General features: G+C 54.3%; 18 protein-coding genes and 2 pseudogenes. 2 read left to right on the top strand and 18 right to left on the bottom strand.

Features of this window, described 5'->3' with window-relative positions:
* Nucleotides 1-32 precede the first annotated feature (32 nt).
* The 6 genes from AB4Z19_RS28155 to AB4Z19_RS28130 all read right to left on the bottom strand — a co-directional run bounded on the left by AB4Z19_RS28155 (nt 33) and on the right by AB4Z19_RS28130 (nt 5,698).
* Nucleotides 33-434, bottom strand: coding sequence for a PTS sugar transporter subunit IIA (locus tag AB4Z19_RS28155; protein ID WP_442022405.1), 402 nt, complete (start codon nt 432-434; stop codon nt 33-35).
* A gap of 11 nt (nt 435-445) precedes the next feature.
* Complete coding sequence (gene gshB / locus AB4Z19_RS28150) at nt 446-1,399, bottom strand: glutathione synthase (protein ID WP_442022403.1); 954 nt, start codon at nt 1,397-1,399, stop codon at nt 446-448.
* 130 nt (nt 1,400-1,529) lie between these two features.
* Nucleotides 1,530-2,828 carry a glutamate--cysteine ligase gene (gene gshA, locus AB4Z19_RS28145; RefSeq protein ID WP_442022401.1) on the bottom strand — a complete coding sequence of 433 codons (1,299 nt, stop codon included), beginning with the start codon at nt 2,826-2,828 and terminating at the stop codon, nt 1,530-1,532.
* Nucleotides 2,829-3,021: 193 nt separating this feature from the next.
* Nucleotides 3,022-4,569: an ammonium transporter gene (locus AB4Z19_RS28140; RefSeq protein ID WP_442036823.1), complete on the bottom strand. Its 1,548-nt coding sequence runs from the start codon at nt 4,567-4,569 to the stop codon at nt 3,022-3,024.
* 11 nt (nt 4,570-4,580) lie between these two features.
* Complete coding sequence (locus tag AB4Z19_RS28135) at nt 4,581-4,919, bottom strand: P-II family nitrogen regulator (protein ID WP_442027391.1); 339 nt, start codon at nt 4,917-4,919, stop codon at nt 4,581-4,583.
* Nucleotides 4,920-4,930: 11 nt separating this feature from the next.
* On the bottom strand, nt 4,931-5,698 hold the full coding sequence (locus AB4Z19_RS28130; protein WP_442027390.1) for a TorF family putative porin: 768 nt from the start codon (nt 5,696-5,698) through the stop codon (nt 4,931-4,933).
* A 204-nt stretch (nt 5,699-5,902) separates the two neighbouring features.
* On the opposite strand from AB4Z19_RS28130, the gene AB4Z19_RS28125 reads away from it, so the two are divergent.
* A complete protein-coding gene (locus tag AB4Z19_RS28125) occupies nt 5,903-6,151 on the top strand; it encodes an accessory factor UbiK family protein (protein ID WP_442027388.1) in 249 nt (82 codons plus the stop codon).
* 69 nt (nt 6,152-6,220) lie between these two features.
* On the top strand, nt 6,221-7,531 hold the full coding sequence (locus tag AB4Z19_RS28120; RefSeq protein ID WP_442027387.1) for a YifB family Mg chelatase-like AAA ATPase: 1,311 nt from the start codon (nt 6,221-6,223) through the stop codon (nt 7,529-7,531).
* 570 nt (nt 7,532-8,101) lie between these two features.
* Here the strand turns inward: AB4Z19_RS28120 and AB4Z19_RS28115 are convergent.
* From AB4Z19_RS28115 to AB4Z19_RS28060, 12 genes and pseudogenes are all read right to left on the bottom strand, one after another.
* Nucleotides 8,102-8,314: a hypothetical protein gene (locus AB4Z19_RS28115; protein ID WP_442027386.1), complete on the bottom strand. Its 213-nt coding sequence runs from the start codon at nt 8,312-8,314 to the stop codon at nt 8,102-8,104.
* A 19-nt stretch (nt 8,315-8,333) separates the two neighbouring features.
* Entirely contained in the window at nt 8,334-9,629 is a 1,296-nt protein-coding gene (locus AB4Z19_RS28110) for a porin (RefSeq protein ID WP_442027385.1), read from the bottom strand.
* 771 nt (nt 9,630-10,400) lie between these two features.
* Nucleotides 10,401-12,851 (bottom strand): penicillin acylase family protein, encoded by a 2,451-nt coding sequence (locus AB4Z19_RS28105; RefSeq protein ID WP_442036821.1) that lies wholly within the window; start codon nt 12,849-12,851, stop codon nt 10,401-10,403.
* 1,016 nt (nt 12,852-13,867) lie between these two features.
* On the bottom strand, nt 13,868-14,200 hold the full coding sequence (locus AB4Z19_RS28100; protein ID WP_442027333.1) for a hypothetical protein: 333 nt from the start codon (nt 14,198-14,200) through the stop codon (nt 13,868-13,870).
* A 166-nt stretch (nt 14,201-14,366) separates the two neighbouring features.
* A pseudogene (locus AB4Z19_RS28095) lies at nt 14,367-14,524 on the bottom strand (IS5/IS1182 family transposase); the annotation flags it as partial.
* A 73-nt stretch (nt 14,525-14,597) separates the two neighbouring features.
* A complete protein-coding gene (locus tag AB4Z19_RS28090) occupies nt 14,598-15,266 on the bottom strand; it encodes a hypothetical protein (RefSeq protein WP_442027335.1) in 669 nt (222 codons plus the stop codon).
* 321 nt (nt 15,267-15,587) lie between these two features.
* Nucleotides 15,588-16,406, bottom strand: a complete 819-nt coding sequence (locus AB4Z19_RS28085) for a hypothetical protein (protein ID WP_442027341.1) — start codon at nt 16,404-16,406, stop codon at nt 15,588-15,590.
* 339 nt (nt 16,407-16,745) lie between these two features.
* A pseudogene (locus tag AB4Z19_RS28080) lies at nt 16,746-17,141 on the bottom strand (TniQ family protein); the annotation flags it as partial.
* A 16-nt stretch (nt 17,142-17,157) separates the two neighbouring features.
* Nucleotides 17,158-18,624, bottom strand: a complete 1,467-nt coding sequence (locus tag AB4Z19_RS28075) for a hypothetical protein (protein ID WP_442027337.1) — start codon at nt 18,622-18,624, stop codon at nt 17,158-17,160.
* Nucleotides 18,621-19,649, bottom strand: coding sequence for a TniB family NTP-binding protein (locus tag AB4Z19_RS28070; RefSeq protein WP_442036819.1), 1,029 nt, complete (start codon nt 19,647-19,649; stop codon nt 18,621-18,623). Before AB4Z19_RS28070 ends, AB4Z19_RS28075 begins: the two co-directional genes overlap by 4 nt.
* A complete protein-coding gene (locus AB4Z19_RS28065) occupies nt 19,642-21,687 on the bottom strand; it encodes a Mu transposase C-terminal domain-containing protein (protein ID WP_442029127.1) in 2,046 nt (681 codons plus the stop codon). Before AB4Z19_RS28065 ends, AB4Z19_RS28070 begins: the two co-directional genes overlap by 8 nt.
* Nucleotides 21,680-22,435 carry a hypothetical protein gene (locus AB4Z19_RS28060; protein WP_442036817.1) on the bottom strand — a complete coding sequence of 252 codons (756 nt, stop codon included), beginning with the start codon at nt 22,433-22,435 and terminating at the stop codon, nt 21,680-21,682. The genes AB4Z19_RS28065 and AB4Z19_RS28060 overlap by 8 nt, the downstream gene beginning before the upstream one ends.
* Between the last annotated feature and the right edge of the window lie 98 nt (nt 22,436-22,533).

Below are 22,533 nucleotides of genomic sequence, written 5' to 3'. Positions count from 1 at the left end.
GTTTTCTCAAATCAGGATTGCACAATATCCGGTCAGGTAACCCGGATACGGTTATCGACCCTCACCGCGCCGCTCTGCGCGCCAGCCAGGGCCATTTCAACAACGACATCCAGCGTATCGGTCCGGTAGGTGATCGCCCGCAGCAGCATCGGCAAACTGATGCCCGCAATGACTTCCACCTGGCCCGCATCGGCCAGCTTGTTACAGCAATTGGCGGGAGTGCCGCCCTTCACATCAGTGATCACAAGCACCCCCGAGCCATCGTTCAGGCGCTTGATCGCTTCACCCGCCAGTTTTTGCACTTCATTCAAGTCCTGGTCAGCCAGCACATCAATTGCTTCGAGCCTTTCGACCGGGCCGCGAAAAACGTGTGCGACGGCGGCCAGAAAAGCCTGCCCCAAAGGGGCATGAGTCATAAGCAAGATCCCTACCATATCTTTCCTTGTTATCCCGCCGTCTGGACCTGGGCTTCCACCGCATCGATAAACATCGACGCGACCTGGAAGCCGGTCTGCTGGGTGATCTCCTGGAAGCAGGTCGGGCTGGTGACGTTGACCTCGGTGAGGTAATCGCCGATCACATCTAATCCTACCAGCAACAAACCGCGGGCAGCCACTTCCGGGGCGATTGCCTCTGCAATTTCACGGTCGCGGTCGGACAGCGGCTGGGCCACGCCCGTGCCGCCGGCGGCCAGATTGCCGCGCACTTCGCCGGCCTGCGGGATGCGCGCCAGCGAGAACGGCACCGGTTTGCCGCCGATCAGCAGAATGCGCTTGTCGCCTTTGACGATTTCCGGGATGTAGCGCTGCACCATGATGGTGCGCGCACCATGCTGGGTCAGGGTTTCGATGATGGAGCCCAGGTTCAGGCCGTCCGCTTTCACGCGGAAGATGCCGGCGCCACCCATGCCGTCCAGCGGCTTGAGAATGATGTCGCCATGTTCGGCCTGGAAGTCGCGGATGCGCATTTCGTCGGAAGTGACCAGCGTCGGCGCGGTGAACTGGCTGAACTGGGCAATCGCCAGCTTCTCATTGTGGTCGCGGATGGCCGATGGCTTGTTGAAGACCTTGACGCCCTGCTTTTCCGCCAGCTCCAGCAGATAGGTGCCATAGACATATTCCATGTCGAAGGGCGGGTCCTTGCGCTGGATGACGGCGTCGAACAGGCCGAGATTGGTGTCTTCCGATGGCTGGGCCTTGTACCAGTCGTTCTGGCCGCCGCCCGTCAATTCCAGGCGCGACACGTGGGCTGTGACGACGCCCTCTTTCAGCGCCATGTGACGCTGCTGGAAGGCATACACCTCATGACCACGGCGCGCTGCCTCGGTCATCATGGCGTAGGTCGAGTCCTTGTAAATCTTGAACGTTGACAGCGGGTCGGCGAGGAAAGCGATTTTCATGGGCACTTCCGGATTGAGTAATGGTTAATTGTAGCCGAGTGCCAGCGGGCCCGTGATGTATGCCTGAAACCCGGTACGGAAGCGAGTGGCTGCCACGATGTGGCAGCCACTTGGGTCACCCGGTTTGGCCTTAATACACTTCCGGATTCGGGTCTGTGCGTTCCATTTCCAGCGACGCGGCCAGCAATCCGAGGCGCGCCACCACGCCATAAACGTAGAAGCGGTTCGGCGCCGCCGTGCCCGGTTTAGCCTTCACATCCGGCACCGCGTGCTGCTGGGCGAAGGCCAGCGGCACGTACTGCTGGCCCGGTGCGTTCAGGTTCTGGTCCACGCCGCGCTCGGAGTGGATGCGGTAGAAGCCGCCCACCACATAGCGGTCGATCATATAGACCACCGGTTCGGCCACGGATTCCTTGATGTGTTCGAAAGTTGGCACGCCTTCCTGGATATTCAGATCGGTCACCGCCTTGCCATCCTTGATCACAAACATCTTCTCGCGCTGGGCCGGCGACAGATCCTTCAGCTCGGACGCATCGCGAATGCTAATGATGCCCTTGCCGTAGGTGCCGGCATCCGGCTTGATGATGACGAATGGCTTTTCCTTGATGCCGTATTCCTTGTACTTCTTGCGGATCTTGGCCAGCACCGCGTCCACATTGGCCGCCAGGCATTCCTGGCCTTCGCCGGTGGCCATGTCCACCTGACCGCACTTGGCGTGGAAGGGATTCACCATCCACGGATCGACACCGATCAGCTTGCCAAACTTCTTGGCCACCTCGTCATAAGCCGTGAAGTGGTTGGATTTGCGGCGCACCGCCCAGCCCGCATGCAGCGGCGGCAGCAGGCTCTGCTCGTGAATATTCTCCAAAATGGATGGAATACCCGCCGAAAGGTCGTTATTTAGCAGGATCGTGCAGGGATCGAAATCTTTCAGGCCCAGGCGGCGGCCGTTTGGCGAGCGCACCAGGGGCTCGACCACCAGCATATTGCCGTCCGGCAGAGCCAGCGGGGTTGGCTGGGTGATGGCCGGGTCCAGCGAGCCAAAGCGCACGTGCAGGCCGGTCTGGCGGAATATCTGCATCAGGCGCGCCACGTTTTCCATATAGGTCGGGTGGCGCTGGTGGATTTCGGGAATCACCAGCAGGTTGCGCGCGTCCGGACAGTATTTGTCGATGGCCGCCATAGCGGCCTGCACCGCCAGCGGCAACATTTCCGTCGCCAGGTGATTGAAGCCGCCCGGGAAGAGATTGGTATCCACCGGCGCCAGCTTGTAGCCTGCGTTGCGCAGGTCGACCGAGCAATAGAACGGCGGCGTATGCTCCTGCCATTCCAGACGGAACCAGCGCTCGATAGCCGGCGTGGCGGCGATGATTTTCTCTTCGAGGTCGAGCAGCGGTCCGGTCAGGGCCGTCACGAGGTGGGGAACCATGTTACTTCCTTGTTAATAGGGACGGGCGAACTCACCAGATTGGGGCATAGCTGGTAAATAAAAGTCCGGAAAGCAAAAAAAACCAAAACCGGTACGCCAAGTGGCAGGCACGGCGTGCCTGCCACCAGCCTTTGCCGCGGGGGTAAAAAAAAACGCCCCCGCGGGGGCGTTTTTGGCCGGCCGAGAGCTGAAATCAGGCGTGGTATGCCTGCTCGCCGTGGCTGGTGATGTCCAGACCTTCGCGCTCTTCCTCTTCGGAGACGCGCAGGCCGATGACGACGTCCACCAGCTTGTAGGCAATCAGGGAAACGATGCCCGACCACAGAATGGTAATGCCCACCGCGGACGCCTGGGTGAGGACCTGGCCGCTGATCGAATAGTCAGCCGATACCTTGTTGGCAACGTAGTCGAATACGCCCTGGCCGCCCAACGACGGTGCTGCAAACACACCGGTCAGGATGGCGCCCAGGATACCGCCCACGCCGTGCACGCCGAACACGTCCAGCGAGTCGTCGGCGCCGATCATGCGCTTCAGGCCGTTCACGCCCCACAGGCAGATGATACCAGCCAGCAGGCCGATAACCAACGCGCCCATCGGACCAACAAAGCCGCAGGCCGGGGTAATTGCCACCAGGCCAGCCACTGCGCCGGACGCACCGCCCAGCATGGAAGGCTTGCTCTTCAGGACCCATTCACCGAACACCCACGCCACGGTTGCAGCAGCGGTAGCCAGCAGGGTGTTGATGAAGGCCAGGGCTGCGATATCGCCGGCTTCCAGAGCGGAACCGGCGTTGAAGCCGAACCAGCCCACCCACAGCAGGGAAGCGCCGATCATGGTCATGGTCAGCGAGTGCGGAGCCATGGAATCGCGGCCGTAGCCAACGCGCTTGCCCATCAGGATCGCGCCCACCAGGCCGGCGATAGCGGCGTTGATGTGCACCACGGTACCGCCTGCGAAGTCCAGCGCGCCTTTCTGGAAGATGAAGCCGGCTTTAGCGGTTTCGCTGGCCAGGGTGTCGGCATTGGTGATCGCATCCGGACCGGTCCAGAACCAGACCATGTGAGCGATCGGCAGGTAGGAGAAGGTGAACCACAGCACAATGAACAGCAGCACGGCGCTGAATTTGGCGCGTTCGGCGAAGGCGCCAATGATCAGGCCGCAGGTGATCGCCGCGAAGGTGCCCTGGAAGCCCACGTAGATGAACTCAGGAATTACCACACCCTTGCTGAAGGTTGCCGCAGTCGAGAAGGCGGCCTTGGCCGGATCGTAGATGCCGCTCAGCAGGGCGCGGCTGAAGCCACCGTAGAAGGCATTGCCCTCGGTGAAGGCCAGCGAGTAGCCGTACAGGCACCACAGCACGATCACGACCGCAAAGATCATGAAGACTTGCAGCAGAACCGACAGCATATTCTTCGAACGCACCAGGCCGCCGTAGAACAGGGCCAGGCCTGGGATGGTCATCAGGATCACCAGCAGGGTCGCGACGAACATCCAGGCGGTGTCGCCCTTCTGCGGCACCGGCGCGGCAGCGGGCGCCGCGGCTGGAGCCGGGGCCGCAGCGGCAGCGGGCGCCGCAGCAGGCGCGGCGGCCACTGGCGCCGGCGTCGCAGCAGCCGGAGCAGCTGCGGTCGCGGCCGCGGCCGGCGCCTCAGCCGGCTTGGCATCCTGCGCCCAGGCAGGAACGGCGGCCGCCAGCACCAGCGACATCCCGGCCAGCCATTTTGTCATCGTTTTTTTCATTCCAGTTCCCCTTAAAGAGCGTCGTTGCCGGTTTCGCCGGTACGGATACGGATAACCTGTTCCAGATCGGTGACGAAGATCTTGCCGTCGCCGATCTTGCCGGTGCGCGCTGCGCCTTCGATCGCTTCGATCGCCTGCTCGACGATAGCGTCATCCACGGCCGCTTCGATCTTGGTTTTTGGCAGGAAGTCGACCACATATTCCGCGCCGCGATACAGCTCGGTGTGGCCCTTCTGGCGGCCGAAGCCTTTCACTTCGGTGACCGTAATACCTTGCACGTTGATGGCCGACAGCGCTTCACGCACTTCGTCCAGCTTGAACGGCTTGATAATGGCGGTAATCATTTTCATACTGGCCTCGCTTAGAAAGTCTTGGAAATCATCAGCACGGCAGCTGCCTTGCCCAGATCTTTGTTGTAGGGCCCGATGTAGGCCTTAGTATTGGTATCCACGTAGGCCAGGGACACGGTGGCAATGCCGAAGTCCTTGGTTACGCCCAGTTTCCAGTCGGTGTAGCTGACCGCGCTGTTGTGGTGGACCTTCTGATGGCCAACGTGCGCATTCACCGTCCAACCGTCATAGACGTCGTAATTGAACATGCCATCGATGTAGCCGCTGTTCTTCGAGTCAGCGAAACCGAACAGATTGCTGATCGAGTGCGAATACTTCAGGGCGAAGGGACCGTAGCCGATCTGGGCGTACAGTTCCTTCGTGGTCGGTGCGGGCGTCAGTCCGTGGTCGGGGTAGATATAGGCCAGGAAGCCAACGTCATAGGAAATATCCGGCATAATTTCGCCGCGTTTTCCGAAGTAAATATCCCATTCGACTTTGTCGTCGCCACCGGCGTCGTCGATCCACTTGATAGTGGACGCCCAGGTACCCACATACAGACCAGTCGGGTTGTTGACGTAGTCCGCGCCACCCTGCAGGGCTGGCTTCAGGCGGGTTTGCGAAATACCACGGTAGCGGTAATCGCTGGTTACGGCGGCGTTGAAGGAGATCTCATGATCCGGCTTTGCTTCCGGTGCTGCAGCGGCTTGTTCTTCCGCTTGGGCCAGGCCCGCCCCCATAGTTGCCATTGCCAGGGCAATGGCGGCTGCGAGAGTCAGGTTCTTGCTCAGGTGATTCATGGCGATTTCCTTTTGAGTGAATTTTTATTGCGGTTTAAAATTCAGGCTTAATCGGCAAGCTTTACCTGTCAGTAGCAGAATACGTGCCAGCGCATTGTGGGCGTGTTATAACTGCATAAGCCGATGCTATGACAAGCGGCCGCACCAAATAAAGCCGCAGTTGCACCAGCGTGGTGCGCACACATCACACACACGGGAAACCATATGGATATGAACAATTTTTTTAATGATCTTCAGGGCAAGATCAATCAGGCCATCGAAAATTCGCCCGCCAAGGACATCGAAAAGAACGTCAAGGCAATGATGACCCAGGGTTTCGCCAAACTGGATCTGGTGACCCGCGAAGAATTCGATATCCAGCGTCAGATGCTGGAAAAAACCCGCGCCAAGCTGGAGCTGGTCGAGCAGCGCCTGGCCGAACTGGAAGCCAAGCTGGCCGACGACAACAAATAAGCCCGCCTTTGTGACGCCTCAATTCCTTTGAGGCGAAAAGCTCTACGATTCCTCCACACAGGAGGGTCTATGAGCATCGCTGTCCTCAAGAGCCGGGCGCTGGCCGGAATGCAGGCGCTGGAAGTCTCAGTGGAAGTGCATCTGGCCAACGGCTTACCTGCGTTCCACATCGTCGGCCTCGCCGACACCGAGGTCAAAGAATCCCGTGACCGGGTGCGCGCAGCGATCCTCAACACGGGCTATGACATGCCCGCTCAACGCATCACGGTAAGCCTGGCTCCTGCCGACCTGCCGAAGGAATCCGGGCGCTTCGATTTGCCGATAGCACTCGGCATTCTGGCCGCCTCTGGTCAACTATCTGCCCAATCCCTCGACCGCTACGAGTTTGCAGGCGAACTTTCACTCACGGGTGAGCTGCGCCCTATCCGCGGCGCACTGGCCATGACCTACGCCATGCACAAGGATTCCGCGCGCAGCGGCCGTGCCTTCATCCTGCCGCTCGCCAACGCCGAGGAAGCAGCCCTGGTACGCGACGCTGCAATCTATCCGGCAGCCACCCTGCTTCAGATCTGCGCTCACTTTGGCGGAACGCCGACCGCCACCGATCCCGAGTCCATTAGCCGAGGCTGGAGCGATGAGGCGAGCGCAGCAAATGACGAAAGCGGCAAAGGCGCCGAAGGAGGCGAAGCTGATGCAAACCCGCCCCGGCCAAATAAGCGCCGCCGGCGCGAACCACCGCCCGTATTCCCACTGGAGCGCTATATCGGCTCTCCATTGCCGCTGCCCTCACCCTATCTCGACTTTGCTGATGTAAAGGGCCAGAAGCATGCCAAGCGGGCCCTCGAAGTCGCCGCTGCCGGCCAGCACTCGATCCTGCTGATCGGACCGCCAGGTGCGGGCAAAACCATGCTGGCTTCACGCTTCGCCGGGGTGCTGCCTGAAATGACGGATGATGAAGCACTCGAATCCGCCGCTGTCCAATCGCTGATCGGCAACTTCTCCCTGAGCAGCTGGAAGACTCGTCCCTTTCGCGCGCCGCACCATACCGCGTCCGGCGCGGCGCTGGTTGGCGGCGGCACTGTGCCCAGGCCGGGCGAAATATCGCTCGCGCACTGTGGCGTTTTATTCCTGGATGAATTACCCGAGTTCGACAGAAAGGTACTTGAGGTGCTCAGAGAGCCACTGGAATCCGGACACGTCACCATCGCGCGGGCCCTGCGGCATGCTGAATTCCCTGCGCGCTTTCAGCTGATCGCCGCGATGAATCCTTGTCCCTGCGGTTTTCTTGGGCACCCCAGTGGGCAATGCCGTTGTACGCCGGACGCCATCCTGCGCTACCTGCGCAAATTCATAATTAAACGCACAAAACGTCGTAAATAAACGCACAAAATAGTTACAGAACATTTACGGCCCGTACCTTGAGCCGAGCCGCCTCTTATATTTAATGAAGGACTTGTAGCGAATACTCTTAGAGGCGGTTTCAAAAAGACAGCTCGGTGCGCTTAAGATGCTCCAGCAGACCAGTGCGCAGCCGAGTTTGAGGAATGCTTCATGAATGTCGGCACGACGTTCGAAGCGAGTTGCTATGACATTCTTTGCTGGGTTCCGGCTGGTCAATTCTCAATCGGCCTCAACAACCCAAAGTTTGACATGAGTGCCCATCGTGAAAGTTAAGCTCACATTTCATTAAAATTTCACTGAAACTTCCACGATATTTTCCCCTGTGAAATTTATTCTGAGCTATGCTTGCTATAAAGGCCCACTTCCACAGCAGGAGACGCGGGCGACTATGAACTTCAACGGCTCCTGGTCACGGATTGACAACGAGCATCACCTCTTTACTCCGATTGCATCGCGTTCGGTTAGCAAAATGAAGATGTCTCCACATCGTACTGACGCGTGACCCAGCGGCGCTATGCATTGCGGACGAATTGTGGAGCGACTACACGACTACAGCGGCATGCCGTGCTCGGTCACCATCACTACCGCACCCGGTGCACCGGGTTTAAGATAGCGCGACAGCATGGCGTCGATGACACGCGCGCGTTCGGCTGCGGCGTCATCCTGCGCCTGGAGAGGCAATGCATCGGCAGTTGCCTGTGACGTAGCACAGGCGCCGAGCAGTGTGATGCCGATGATCAGAGCGCAGCGCGCGGACGCCATGCGGAGCGGCCGGGACAACTTAGAAGCGATGGCGAATCCCCAACTGCACGCCCTTACTATCTTGCCCTGGCTTGCCAGTAAACCCACCTGGCGCGGCTGCGGCGCCGATCGCGTACTGGCCATCATTCTCGTTCCGGATATACGCAGCCACCACATAAATGTCCGTACGCTTGGAAAGGTTATGGTCATAACCGATACCGTACTGAGTGGCATCGGAGCCATCGGCACGACGGTCATGCTGCCGTGACACATTGGCCATGATGCGACCAGAGCCGACATAATAGTGCATACCGACTTGGTAGCTGATTGCATCCAGCTGGAAGTTTCGGCGGAGCACAGTGTTGGCCTGAGACATCAACACCGGGCCCAATTGCGGTCCAAACTGATTGAAGGTTGGCGTAAGTAAATCCAAGGCGTAGCGGATAATAACCGAGTTGTCGTTCTTCTGTTTGTGCACACCAGCGAAGAATTTCCAATCCCCAGTCATGTAGGAGCCAGCGATCGTAGATGTAACAAGGCCGCGGGCGCCAACTTGATCCAAGCCCTCATTGTAGGCGGCGCCCACGTTCCAGCCATTCGCCTTGTAACGGATGTTGGCAGCGCGGAACCGTTTATCCATACCGATATAACCGGAATTCTTGAAGCCGTACATCAAAGACGCTCCGATGCCGTTCGGCAATTCAATTCGGTATTGCGCCGCTCTATCGGTACGGACCGCCATGCCGGCCGTTAGCAGGCCGCCGGTGCCCATAAGGACACCTTGCCAGCTGCCGCCAGTGCCGGATTCGAAAGCGTCGCCAGTGTTAATTACCTCATAAGCAGGGGTGTACATTCGTCCCAGAAGTACGGCACCCACTGGCGTGACCAAGCCCACCACAGCCGTACGATCAAATAGTGCGTTGTTGATATTGACAGTCACCGCAGGATTCAGCGCGTTCTTCACGCCTGCCGCAAGAGCCGCCGCAGTCGTCGCGCCACCTGCCGACGCCGGCACGGTAAAGTTAAGACCTTCTACCAGCGCCACCCCTTGGTTAGACGACAAATTTCCCACCTGCTGTTTGCCGTTATCCATTTCGATACGCGCCTCCAGATTGAACACTGCCTTGTAACCCCCGCCCAAGTCCTCTGTGCCCTTGAAGCCGAGGCGGGAGCCATCAGCGATGCCGCTCACTAACTTCGCTTTGGAATCAGTACCGCCATTATTTACATACATCACACCGGCGTCGGCAATGCCATACATCGTAATTGAGGATTCAGCAAATGCTGGAACTGCAAAACAAGCCGCAATAGCAGCCGACAACAGCTTAAATTTCATTGTTTGTCTCCGGATATATCGGACCCTATAAGGCCATATTTAATGTAGGGAAATGCAACCATCTACAATTGACAGTTGAAGTTAGATGCCTTAGTCAGTCAGACTGAAGCATCTAGATGTTATCCCCATGCAACTTTGACTACGGCCAAAATGGTAAAATTCACTGCCAATCATTGAGCAGTCTAATATTTTTGTCATTGCAATCTGACTATAGTCCAGCAGCTTGGCTTAGAATTAATTATCGAAAAGATAATGAACCAATGAGAAGCCCGCTAAGATAAGTCCTGCGGCAACTACAGTCTAGATAAATCCGGAACTCAGATTTATTGATCGATACCAAAATTGATTCTTGATATTGATATTCGGGAGCTCAGCAAGAAATACCACGCTCGCAATATAACAACGCTTTCCGGCAAGGCAGTCGAGAGTTAAAGAATTGAAATAACGACTGAAGTACGTGCCTATATTTCTGATTGCTGGCTGTGTTTTCCGCTTTACTCTTCTAATCAGACGTCAGTCTGCTGAAAGACTGACGCAATGGATAAACGGCCGCGCGCGTAAATGAGCATAAAATACCTTTTAAGGTGATTAGAGGCCAATTCATCGATTAAAGGCCCAACCTACGCAGCTTCATGCACTCCACTTGAAGCTCTTGGTAGCCGACCCCGATAGCTAAACCTACTTAGCCACTAGAATTGGAAGGCGTCGCCCAATGCGCTTGCGCGAGAAAGGGGCGATGACGCCCCTTTCGACTGACAGCCTTTCCCGAACTTATTGCATCTTCAGCTTGGTGGTGGCGTATGCCGGATCGCTCTTGATTTGCTGGTCCGTGAACGGATAGCTGATCCAGTCTTTACGCGAGTAGCGTTCCGTTTGATCCGACACATGTGGCGAACTGGGGTCGGTCGATTGCGAGAAAGCCAGGAATCCTTGTGCCTTCGGTGCGTCCCCCTCAAACGATACGGTCAGCACAATGGATGCTCCCCAGAAAGGTGCGAGTGTGCCATCGCTGCGCAGCTTCGATTGGTTGATGTTATAGATTTGATCTACATAAAGGGTGCCGGGTACTGCCCAGTTCATGCCTCCGCTTCCTCCATGCAAGGCAATCCGCTTACCACCCAGATCGCTCTGCAACAGATTCCCCCATGGCTTGCTGTAGTCCACGCCGACTTTGTCGAGTTGCTGCGTCGCTGTCGCAAGCGCTTGGCGAGCCGCTTGCCGCACAGCGGGGTCCGTGACCTTTAAACCACTTGGAGTATGAATTGGATCGTTCGGATCTGCTTTCAACTTGTCGTAGTCCAACCCGCTAAGCTGCATCACCGCCAGCCATTGCTGGAACAACGGCCAGCCGACGCTTTCCTTGTTGGCTTTGCCGTCCCATCCTGCAAGGATTGTGCAAGCCTTGACGATGTCGGCTGAAGGCGCTGTACAGGCTTCCCGTAAATCAGCGAGCAGTAGGCGCGCAAAATACGGCTCGTTGGACAAGCCAATTTTCTGCAGATTTTCTGCGGTGAATTTACGGCCAGATAATCCATCTTTTCCGGACAAGCGATCTTCGATCTGTGTCACACCGAGCCGCGTTCTTGCACCTTGTGGGCCCGAATTTGGCGCGATAATTTCGGCGACGGAGCGCAAGGGTTGCGACGGATTAGTCATCCATGGGCCATCATTGCTATTCTGAACATAATCGTTTCTAAGCAAGGTGGGAAGATTCTTCCCGGCGAAAATCCCCTTTTGTGGCGCACCAGGATCATCGTCGAGCAGGCACGCGGAAGTAGTGCCGGCCAGAACCCAGAACCCCATTGCTTTCATTGGCACGAAGGGAGGCGGGATGCAAGCTGTCGCTTTGGCATCGGTTACATTCGGAACGGGCGTGACTGCACCAAAAAATGTGGCACCGTCGCGGTCGGTGGCAATAGTATTAACCCAGGGCACGCCGACTGTCTTTTCCAACGACGCCTTAATGTCCGAGGAGGAGGTTGCACGCGCGAATTCCCACCATTGTTGCAGCATACGAGTGTTATTGAAATTCACGTCAGCTAACGCTACCGCATTCTGCCGGCTCCATAGTGCACCAAGATCAGAATTAACAACGATCGGGCCATGCTCACTGAAATAAAACACGCGTTTGACCATAGAGGAAACGCCGTTAACTGTCGTCTCAACGGAAATCTCCTTCCTCACCATGGATTTGGACTGATTGTCCATATAGTACTTAGTCGGGTCGGAAGGATCGAGTGCGAGCGCGTAGAAGACGAAGCGAGGCGCTCCATTAACAGTATGACTCCAAGCCACGTTATTATTGAAACCAATATTAACCACCGGTAAGCCACCGAGTGAGGCCCCCATCACATCCATTTTCCCAGGAATAGTCAAATGCATCTGGTAGAAGCGCGCAATTGACCCCCATGGGAAATGGGGATTGGCGAAAAGGAGCCCACGTCCGCTTTCTGTCGCTTCCTTGCCCACTGCCACTGCATTGCTTCCAAAATTGGATTCAGGCCAATCCGATCTGCGCACAGTAGATCGAGATAGTTCTGCCAAACCGGACCACGCAACATTTGGTGATTTTTTCGAATGGAAACTGACCATCGCGTTACCGGTGGGCGGGGCAGCGTCCACAAATGCCTGCATGAGCGTTATATCCCCCCCACTCATCATAACGGTGTAGTGACGCACCAGACGGATCAGATCCTCTGCCGTTATTGGATGCACCCATGGTTTATCCCTGCAGGCAATTGGAAGGCGGTTGCTTCCAACGGATGCTAAGTATTGGTTATATCCGCGGGCATACCCTGATAGCAGCGACTGCAGCTCTGCCGGCTGACTGTCAAGTGTCGCCTTAACAGACTCAGGTTCGTTCAAATATTTGTGGTAAAAGTCACTGGTAATATTGACTACTGCATCGTTCCCTACCCCGCCGAACAGCCTGTATGTCTCATTCGGACCGAAATACTTTGATCGTTCGCCAGCCATTGTGACCAAAGCGTCCGCCATGAGACAAATATTGTCTTGCGCGTACGCATAACCTAACCCATAGCCTAGACCGGCTTCGGTTGTCGCCTTAACGTGCGGCACCCCAAATGACGTGCGAGTTACCTCGACCTCATCTTTGCTCATTGGCGTCACGTCCGGTTCCCCAGCTTTTTTCCCGCCGCAGCCACTCAAGGCCGCTATGCACATAGCGGCCAAGCAGAGCTTACTCCGCTTCTTCCAATTCATTGCTGTCTCCAGTTGGTGAAAATGCTTCGCTTCAGTTGTTTTTCGATAGATTTCTATAACAAAATTCTCACCAAAAACCACATTCTTGGACCGCCATATAACCTCGCAAGACTGCCAAAGTTGGCTCGCACAGCGTTGCAATGCTGCTTCAAGCAACGAATGGGAACTCACTGAAGTGGCCTTGGAGCTTATGTTGCCTGGGGTTGACACTGCATTGATCGCCTTGCGGCGCTTGGTTACCCGGCCGTGATACTGCCAAATCGGAAGGTACGAATACGGACAAGCAAGGACGTCTGAAAGCCAAGAACGTGAAGTTGAAGTGCTTCGCAACGCCAGCGATTTCCAAACCAGCGAGCGCATACTTAGATAAGCGATGCTCGACCGCCGACTCAAGCCCTAATGGCCTTCATCGACAAACGTCACGCGGATGGGTTCACATTCATCGTTAGGCAAGCCAACGGGTACTGACAACTTCAGGCGCAAGGTGTGTCGCTGCGACGAACCAGTGGCGCCGGGATTTGAAAGGCACGAAGGGCCGGAGTCGGTTGGTCTACCCGCGAAGGGCGCCCCTGAGATTGCATCCGATGATGCGCTTCTTCCCACGAAGGCAGAGAGAGAGTCGCCTGAGTCCATTGCGCGACGAATGTTTCGTCGCACCATTTCGCCAGGCTCCGCATGACTTTTCGATGCACTCCTGGGGACATATACGCGCTCATGGCTTGTTCGTCAGCCCAGGCGGTGCGAGTCCAGAACGTTCTATTGGCTTCACTCAGGACTGACACTACAAGATTGCCGTTCGCGGCCTTCGCCTGAATGGTGGAACGGAATGCTTGCAAGAAGAATATTGGCAGATACCGCCAGGATCGCACTCGAAGTCGAGTGATTGCCATGAGTGGCATGTGTTCCTCGTTACGGGTGCTGACTTTGTGTTGGCTCTAGCGCGAGTGTAACTTGGGGAATTGACACAATGGCTTGACTTGAGGCTGCCTGTTCGATGGAGGGGCGAGCTCTCTGCCTCACAGCAAGACTAACCCCGCATAGATAAGCGCCAGCGTTGCTACGAGCGCCGCCCATGCACCCAGCATGTTGCCGGCGAAAACGACCTTGGCTTCAAGGGGCCCTTGCGACGACAGACCGCGCTGGCCTACCAGGGCTGCCAGTGGCAGTGAAAAGCAGAACGCGTAGGACGAAACAATGAGCGCAACCGCGATAGCCCATTTAATGGAAACCGCCACTGCGAACGATGAGAGTAGGGCAGCCACAGTGAACATGAGCAATGCGCCCATGGGCAGGCTTGCATGAGCCACGCGCCACGAGTGAACGACATGCGGCGCGGCGTTGCGGTTCACGGCGCGGCCGTAGGGGCCGCCGCAAAGCAAGCCGACCAACAGGACAATGGCTCCGTGAAGCGCTAGATGACGTGCTGATGGTTCCATAGAAGGGAGCTAAGGTGCGCAATAACCGGCGGCTGAAGCGTGCAGCGCGTAAGCCGTCCGGTAGATTAATTTGTCAGGTTATAGTGCTAACGGGATCGCCATTGGCATCGACGAGGAGGGGATGCTTGGAACCGGGTCGCGCGCGATCGGTGGGGTTCGGTCCTGTTTTTGGCCCGCCCCTACCGCGCCCACCGACGATGAATCGACGGCATCGCGTGAAAAATCGAGTTGTCCTGACCAAGGTTAACAGCCTATGGCTAAAGTTAACAGCTGCCGCGGACTCTTCTTGAAACGACCTCTTAGCGAGTGTCTAGTCGACGCGGGATTTAAATTGGGGGGCGGCAAGGCGCTCGATGCGGGTTTTTCCCGATTCCCAATTATTCAGAACAGCGTTGTCAGCCAAAGCCAACGTCAGCTTCCACTTACCCTTGCTGTTGCCCAGCGCCACAGTTTCATGAATCAAGACTTGACCAGCTGGGTCAGTGGCTGTGTAGGTGATCATCCAATATTTTCCATACTTGATCTTGTTGCTGAGAACCACCTTGCTGTTTCCGAACAAGCGCTTCCACTGTTGGAGCCATTGAGAGGGTTGCTTACCTAGGGCCTTGTCTCTTTCGCTTATCTGACGTTGCGATTCGACGTCCCAACAGCTCATGGCAAGATCATACTGGCCTGCGCGCATGGCCCCAATCCAAGCGTTCAAAGCAGACTCAGGCTCCTCTTCGCGAAGTACGGTCACAGAACGAGCATCGAGCACGAACTGCGGTTGATATGGATAAACGGTATAAGAATGACGTATTTCCTCGGTCATCACATGCGGCTCGGCCTGACCTATATGTGGTTCCTGAGACCAAGCCGGTGCTGCCAAGGCCAGAAACAACGAGAGCATGCCTTGGCGAGGCAGTTTGCGAAGATGTCCGGAAGAATTGACTTCTTGGCGAGTGCAGCCGCCTTTGCATTTCTTAAATAATGCTTGCATACAAGTTTCCCTAGTCTAGGTTGCTGGACAACGCCATTCAAGGGGGCCAAATTGCGCGAGTCCGCATAGGCTCAACCGAAGCTCACGGCTTGCCACACTTAACTTTAGGAAATTTACATCTTGGGGGACGCGTCGAACTGCCAGATATGTTTTGTTCAAGGTCAAAGACAGCCGCTCGCCGCTCCCTTCAAATAGCTATGCTTTTCTCCGGACTTGGTCTCTAAGCGCGTGGGAGACTTTCTGCAATACAGTCGATGCTTCTATCTTCGCAAATACAGGAATAGTGGCCTAACCGATTTGGAATTTATTTGGTATTAATATTTAACGAAGTGCAACAAACACCTTACGGAACACATCGGCGCTATTCCACAGTTCGGCGGGTAAGATTCTGCGCATATCTCTCGCGACGCGCGCTCTAACAGTGTGGCCAGCAAGCACTTCTCCATATCGGCCAACGAACTGTTTGCACGCATCTGACCAGGCACTCCTCTCTGCACGAGCGGATAACTCATCATCCTGTGCTAAATCTTCGGCTCGTCTGAGGAACCTCCTGAACTCAGAGGATTTTCCGTCAGCTTCCGCGTTTAGGATCGCCAACAAGTGGGTAAGGTCGACCTTCGACAATGCGCAAATCTGCTCTATTTTCTGTCCAGCCAACGCGCTCAACAAAAGTATTGCGTAGTCCCTGTGTATCGAAGCTCTTTGATCCCTCGCTGTAGAGGCAGACATAAGCTGCCTCTCATACTCTTGGCAAATCAGAGAGAATTCATCAATGTTCGCTCTTCTACGATGTATTACCACCGCGTCAATTGCGACAGCATCACGGACTCCCAACGCTCGACGCAGGCTGGATTTGGAAACCGCGACGCCGTCGTGCTCCAGCCTTTGCTTCGCTGTTATCACCTTTTCAGTAGTAATGCCCATCGTCCTTTTTGACAGTTCGGTCTCGACAATCTCCGATAACCAGGCGGGCTGTTGATTCCAAGTAGCCGCGAAATGATACCTGCTAAGATTTGCCACTTTAGATGCAGAAATGAAGTTTCGGGGCCAATCCAACAACATCCAGAAAGACCTTGCAATCAAACTTTCTCTAGTTGTAATTGGTAGCGATTCCAGCTTGTTTACAACGTTGCCGTCCATAATCGCCGACGATGAGCACACCTTTGAAAGTGCCTCTGACAAATGTCGCGAACTCTTTCGAAGTTGAAGCTGACACAGACACCACAGCGCACCAAAGAATTCCTGCGTCGTAGCGCCTGGATACACGCACTGCGGCATAACCCTCTCTTCGGCGCATTTCAACAAAGTCTGAACTAATGCATGACCGCCACACCCTACTGAGTCCGGCAATGCAAAGTGAGCTCCGCAAATTTGACAGGCGCCGAAGTCACCAGGCGGCCTTGTTAATAGCAGAGGCAAATTCCCCGGCCAGACGGGGCTCCGACAGACCGGGCACCGCTCGAGCATCCTACAACCGTGAACAGGACAGCGCGTCAAAAATGCGAAGCGCCAACTCAGTCGAAAATACGGCGATTCATCGCTTTGCAGACAAAGCGGGCAACAAACACCGCCAGTTGTTACGGTTCGAGTTGTAGAATATGGAAGCACCCAGGGGCGCTTGGGAATGGAAGCAAAGTTACTTTGCAGGTTCGCACCTATCGAATCAAGACTTATCGCATGAATAGCCGCTGTCCCGACGAGGAAGTGGTCACTCAGCCATTGCAGCTCGTCCGACTTCACTAACAGGTCGGACTCGCCATAATTGCGATAGCCAGAAAGTCTCGGATAGATTCGAAACCCATTCGCCAATCCGCCGCGCTGCCTCCATGAAGAGAGCGACTCATCAGGATTTGGGAGTGGGCGAATAAGAAACATGGTGACCACTGGACACTTAGACAATCGGGGATAAGTATTGCGGCACCCTATACGTCCTTAAATCCTTTTCCAAAATGTAGACTTCAGTTAAATTGACGTTACGACGCCTCAAAAAAGTTGGAACTTTGCCGTCAAAAACCGCTTTAAAAAACCGGTCCCATGCACGTGCTATCGGTTGCCATTCACTTTCATCACGTACTGGCACTATCGCCGACAAGGCAACCATTGGCCCATCAGCAACACGCATGTCTTGGGATTGCTTGACTACCCTAGAAATCAAGTTATGCAACTCTTCTTTGCTTACTCTCCGAGTATTTTTCATACTAGGCAACAACTTATAGCCCTTTAAAATTTTGAGCCGTATAAACGAACGAATTTGTGATATGCTCGCTCCCGATATGCACTTTGCCTCTTCAAGCGAAACCGTTGAATCAATAAGCTCAAGAAATGGTACAGCCAGTTCGACTTTGATCCATCTTTTACGGGAAAAATATATAATGTCCTTTTCAAATTCGCTCACAAATTGGTTGATGAAATATCCTCTGCCGCCTCCTAGCATTTTAAAAGTAGCCTGAAGTGGAATCATATTTTGAGGTAAAACCTCCACCATGCCACGCTCGCTTCGCAATAGCCTATTCGGAGGAATCTTAGATTTTGTAGAGGTACGGCTAAACGCATTGTAAAGCAAAGGGGCCTTTATGTGCTTAAGCACATTCTTCCAATAGGCTCTACCTCTTGGACCCATATGATGTTGATGATATGCGGCTCGATCTTTTATCCTATCAACCCAATTGATCATAAATGAACTTACTCGGTGAAATTCCTTCTGTGACAACCATGCAGTAGAGACATGTCTTCCTCCAAAGGTATCTGGCTCATAATTGGTCAAATATGCAGCGAAGTGTGCCAGATAAACAAAACTTTTTGCCAGCTCGTCGTAAGATCTTCCTTCAGCTACCTGTGGAGAGAAGACCTCTTGGAACTCTGTAAACCAACCGGCAGGAACTATTCTGGCACTGTCGCCAAAGAAAAACCCACAACTACAGCGATGAATGGAACTCGCTAAGTAGTCAATCGGCTTATCACATGCCTGACATACGTCGTGTGGCACTATATTATGGCGAGGGCAAATTATTGGAAGGGCGAAGTTTAAACAAGCTGCGTGCGGTAAGTCCTCCAAAACACAGGCAGGACATATCCTTCGTTTACGCCCCCGTGCTCTTTGAAGAAGCGACAGTCCTTTCTGGGAGCCAAGCCCTTTCAACTCAGGATAGCCCCGAAGATAGTTATTAATTCCTTCATTAGATGCGGTCACCATCTTCGCGAATCCCACGCCGAGTACCCTACAAAGCGCATTGATGCCATCAAAGCAATTACTGTCAGCCAAACGCAGCAAATAATCCTGTCTGTTAGGATAGAAGTTAGCATCTAGCCTGATTAACAGCCGTGGCCGAACTGAAATTGCCAAATAATCATCAGTCATTTAATCGAACCCCGTGAAACTCGGTGCTTAATTGTTTTCGGCTCATAAGCTATCGGATTAGCTGAATCGAAGAACGCGTAAAACGGTTCGCCAAATTGATCAAGGCGTCGCTTCGGTCCACCGATGAGGAAAGGATTTACGTTAGCGTGATGTCTACCGTGCCGTTTTTCAAAAGCAAGAGCTAAGTCATCTCGGCTAATTCGTTCACTTTCCCTCGCCCTTGCCGCCAGCATGGCTTCTGTCACTAATTCGATAATATAATCAAGGATCCCATGAGTGGCATAGCATATAAGATCAGGTAATTCTGGATCATCTACAAAGGACATATCAGCCACAGGCAATAACTCATCCAGCTTTTTTATAAAAATTCGAAAGAGCTGCTTTCCGGCAGGGGTTTCGACTTCAAACATTCGTAAGGGGAGTTCAGTTATAACCCGCCTTTGCAATTGTGAATTGACCCTGACAATCTCTTTGGCTGCTGGGGTGCCCAATAGAACCACTAGACACTGAGACTGTTCAATGAGGTCACGTATCCAGTTACCAATACCCATCACCACGTTCGTACCGCGTCTGTCCGGCACATCCTGAACGTTGTCAATGAAAATTATCTTTGTTTCAATCTTCTTTATTAATTTAATTGCTCGACGAAAAAGTTCCTCGGCATCACTTTTCTTTGGCACAGGGTCACCCAATGCCGCTAGTAAAGCGATCCCTAGCTGTTTGCGACTGGGATCTACTGGTGAACTAAACACTACCACTGGAACTCTGCTGACAGTGCCGGAATGGTCTGCTTCATTCCGTTGCAGAAAAAGTTTTGCCAGGCGAGACTTTCCCATCCCGCTATTAGCGATAATAAGCATTCCTTTTCCTTTGCCTTCTATTACACATCGCCTATTTAAATGCGAGATTTTTGAGTAAACGATGCGCAAATCTGGATGCACGATAAAAAGCTCATGTGCGATGTGTGCGAGGCGTTCGGTTGTTAAGCGATGTCGCCAATTCGCTTTGCCGGTGTCATCAAACATTTTCGTCCAAGCTCCACATGTGTTCGTCCAAATCCAGCGCAAGCTCAAGATCGTGCTCATCCATCTCCGGTGCGACCTCCAGCTCCCTATCATGCAGGACCGCCTCAAGCTCGCCCATTTGAACAGGGTTCGACAACATAATTGGATGAGAGGATTCATCAAACGTTAGAATCTGTGCTTCTACCCGCTCGACCATCTTCGGGGACCATCGCAACTTCATTACCTCTTTCTTCAACTCTGCTTTGAACTGGACATATTGCTTACGGCTTGGGTTATTCACCTTGTTGCGGTAGGCCAATATCCTCACCGCGCGGTGTTGGTACATTGTCAGGCCGCTTGTGTATTCTGGGTTGACGCTATCAGCGCGGTACCACTGGACGTCCTTGCCAAGAGGATCTTTGAACCAAATGCATCCCAGATCGTTTGGATCGTATTTCAAGAAAATGTCGTGCCCTAGCCATCCTTGCTTAATCATTTGCTGTAGACCGGGATGCTGATAGATCAGGCCGTGGAAAACGATATGCTCGGGGCGTAGCTTCCGCGTTTTAATCGGCATTGCTGCCAGCCTCATCCTAAAGACATCACCCGGGAACCTTGGCTGACGGCCTATCATCCCCTCAGACCACAGCTGCAAAGGCGTATACCCGTCGACACCAGGTTTGTTGGCATAAACGTTGTATACCCAAGCAAAGTAGAGTTTGGCGAACTCCTCAACTGTCGCTGTCGCTTTCTCCTTGGCCTCCTTACGGAAGTCCAGCGACAACTTTGGTCCTACAAATCCTGGCAAATCTGCGAGGAATTCCTTCACCGCTCTTCCGTTGTAGTTCTCAATGTTGGGTTTGTGACGCGGAGAATATGGCTTCGCATAGGCGGTTCCAATTCCGCACAACTCAACGAGCGCGGCATCAATTACCCTTGCGTGATTTTGCAATGCGTTGTCAAAAATCACTCGCGACGGTAAGCCACAGTACGGCACTTCGCTTTTTACTCGGCACATCAATGGGGACGACATGTCCTTCGGCATGATTGCATTTATCAGAGCGTTTAGCGCCGTCCACTGGTTGGGCGCTCTGCCAGAGACCACATGCCCGACAGGCATTCTTGAATATTGGTCCAGGACCACGGTCAGCCATATCTTCCCTAATGGAAGGCCGCTACGTTCGCAGACACCGAAGACACCGGTATTTTTGTCGTCACATTCATAGCGCTGGAGCGGAGCTATTGCCCTGTTTCTGCGGCTCCATTCATCGAACTCCCGCGCTGCTTGCTTATCCCCCTTATTGCGCTTTGTCATTTCCAACGCGCTCACTACCGCCTTCGTATGACGCCTGACTGTGGAGTAGGCGGGTCTATATTTTGGTGCGTCATCGTCAACCCGGGCGATAAGTTTCAGCTCGACTTCGTCGTATACGTCAGAGAACAAAATGCGGCCTTTGCTGCTCCTTACCTTCTGCAATGTCTCACTGAGCGCGTCCCAAGTTATCGCATCCATCCGGCGCTTTCCTGGTCCGCCGCGATCCGCGTAGTTTGGAAATGCCACGGCAACATTTCCACCTGCCTCTTTAATTGCCAAGTCACATCTATAGATGGTCCACTTTGACGGAGCTCGCGCGTCACCGCGCCGTATCCGTATCTCCTCAATTGCATTCTCAATGGCTTCAGTAGGCCGTAGATTGTCGAATTCCTTGAGCAGGTCTTCCCGATAAGCCAATTTCTTGAACCCTTGCTCCTGCTCAGCTTTGCTCTTGTCAGCAATCAGACCTGATACTGCCGGGAGTTCGTCTTTCGCTCCTGGCGGCCGTTTTGCTATCACGCTACGGTGAGCCTCTTCCGGGGCAAGGGGATAAATTTCGCCTTTGCTAAATAACTGAAGAAAGACGTCTCTAGGTATTTGATGCAGGTCGCCACTGAGTAGCTCTCTGACCGCGACCTGCTGAGGCGCGACGTAGTCAATGACCACAGTCTCATTGGCCAAAGTGCTGTGACGGAAATGCACCCCAGGGCGCATTGTGAATTCCCATTGCAATTGATTAGTCATGGCGTACTCCCGTCCTGTGCTTGGTAGCAAGCTTGCTCCACCAGCTTCTCTGCGCCACTTGAAGCTCGAAGTAGGAGCCCATCAAGTCATCTTGCGGCTCGGGAGTCAGCAGCATGTCGTAACGTGTCGCCTCATTCAGCGGCATAAACGCTTTCCACCGCCACGCAGCCGCCTCAATCACATCCAGGGTAAAGCCAGCCCGGACGGCATCTCCGATGGTTGTCGCTTCGAATCGCCGCAGCCAAGCCGAGAAGGTGTCGGTTTCTGCGTTAGGAACATTGGCGCCATTCACGCGCCACATGTCCAAATTCAGGGTCATCACGTTTCCGAGGTGTTCTTGGTCAGTCCATACGAGGTATGGCAAACCGAACTCAGCAAATTTCCTCCTGTTGTCATCAAGCTTTTGCCGAACGTTATCGTCGAGGTATCCCTCCGTCTTGATTTCAACGATGAATACGGCTTTGGTCGGCACCAAGACTTCCACCAGGAAGTCTGGGCAGATTTCAGCTCCAAACTCTGCTTTGACGGTAACGAAAGGTTGAGCTTTGAAGCGCCCCACGAGGCCTCGATTTCTGAAGTAGTCAAACAGAAGCGCGGCGGCGGTCTCGGTATAGCCTTGTGTATCGACAACGCCCTCAAGATCCGATGTTGTTGGCGTCCTGAAAGCTTGGGTATATTTGGCCGGTCCCTTCAAGTCGCGGGCAGGCGGCGCGTTGAAGACCTGGTCAACCCAGGCCAAGCTCGTCATAGGGTGGCTTGCTAAGGACATATCTTCCCCTTTCTCTGCGCCGTAGCGCTTAGAAATGCAGCTTTTTAGAAAGCAGTGGCTTGACCTGCAGGCCTAGG

This window comes from Pseudoduganella sp. RAF19, assembly GCF_052114165.1.
GTDB lineage: Bacteria > Pseudomonadota > Gammaproteobacteria > Burkholderiales > Burkholderiaceae_D > Rugamonas.
This window is presented reverse-complemented; position numbering and strand designations above follow the sequence as displayed.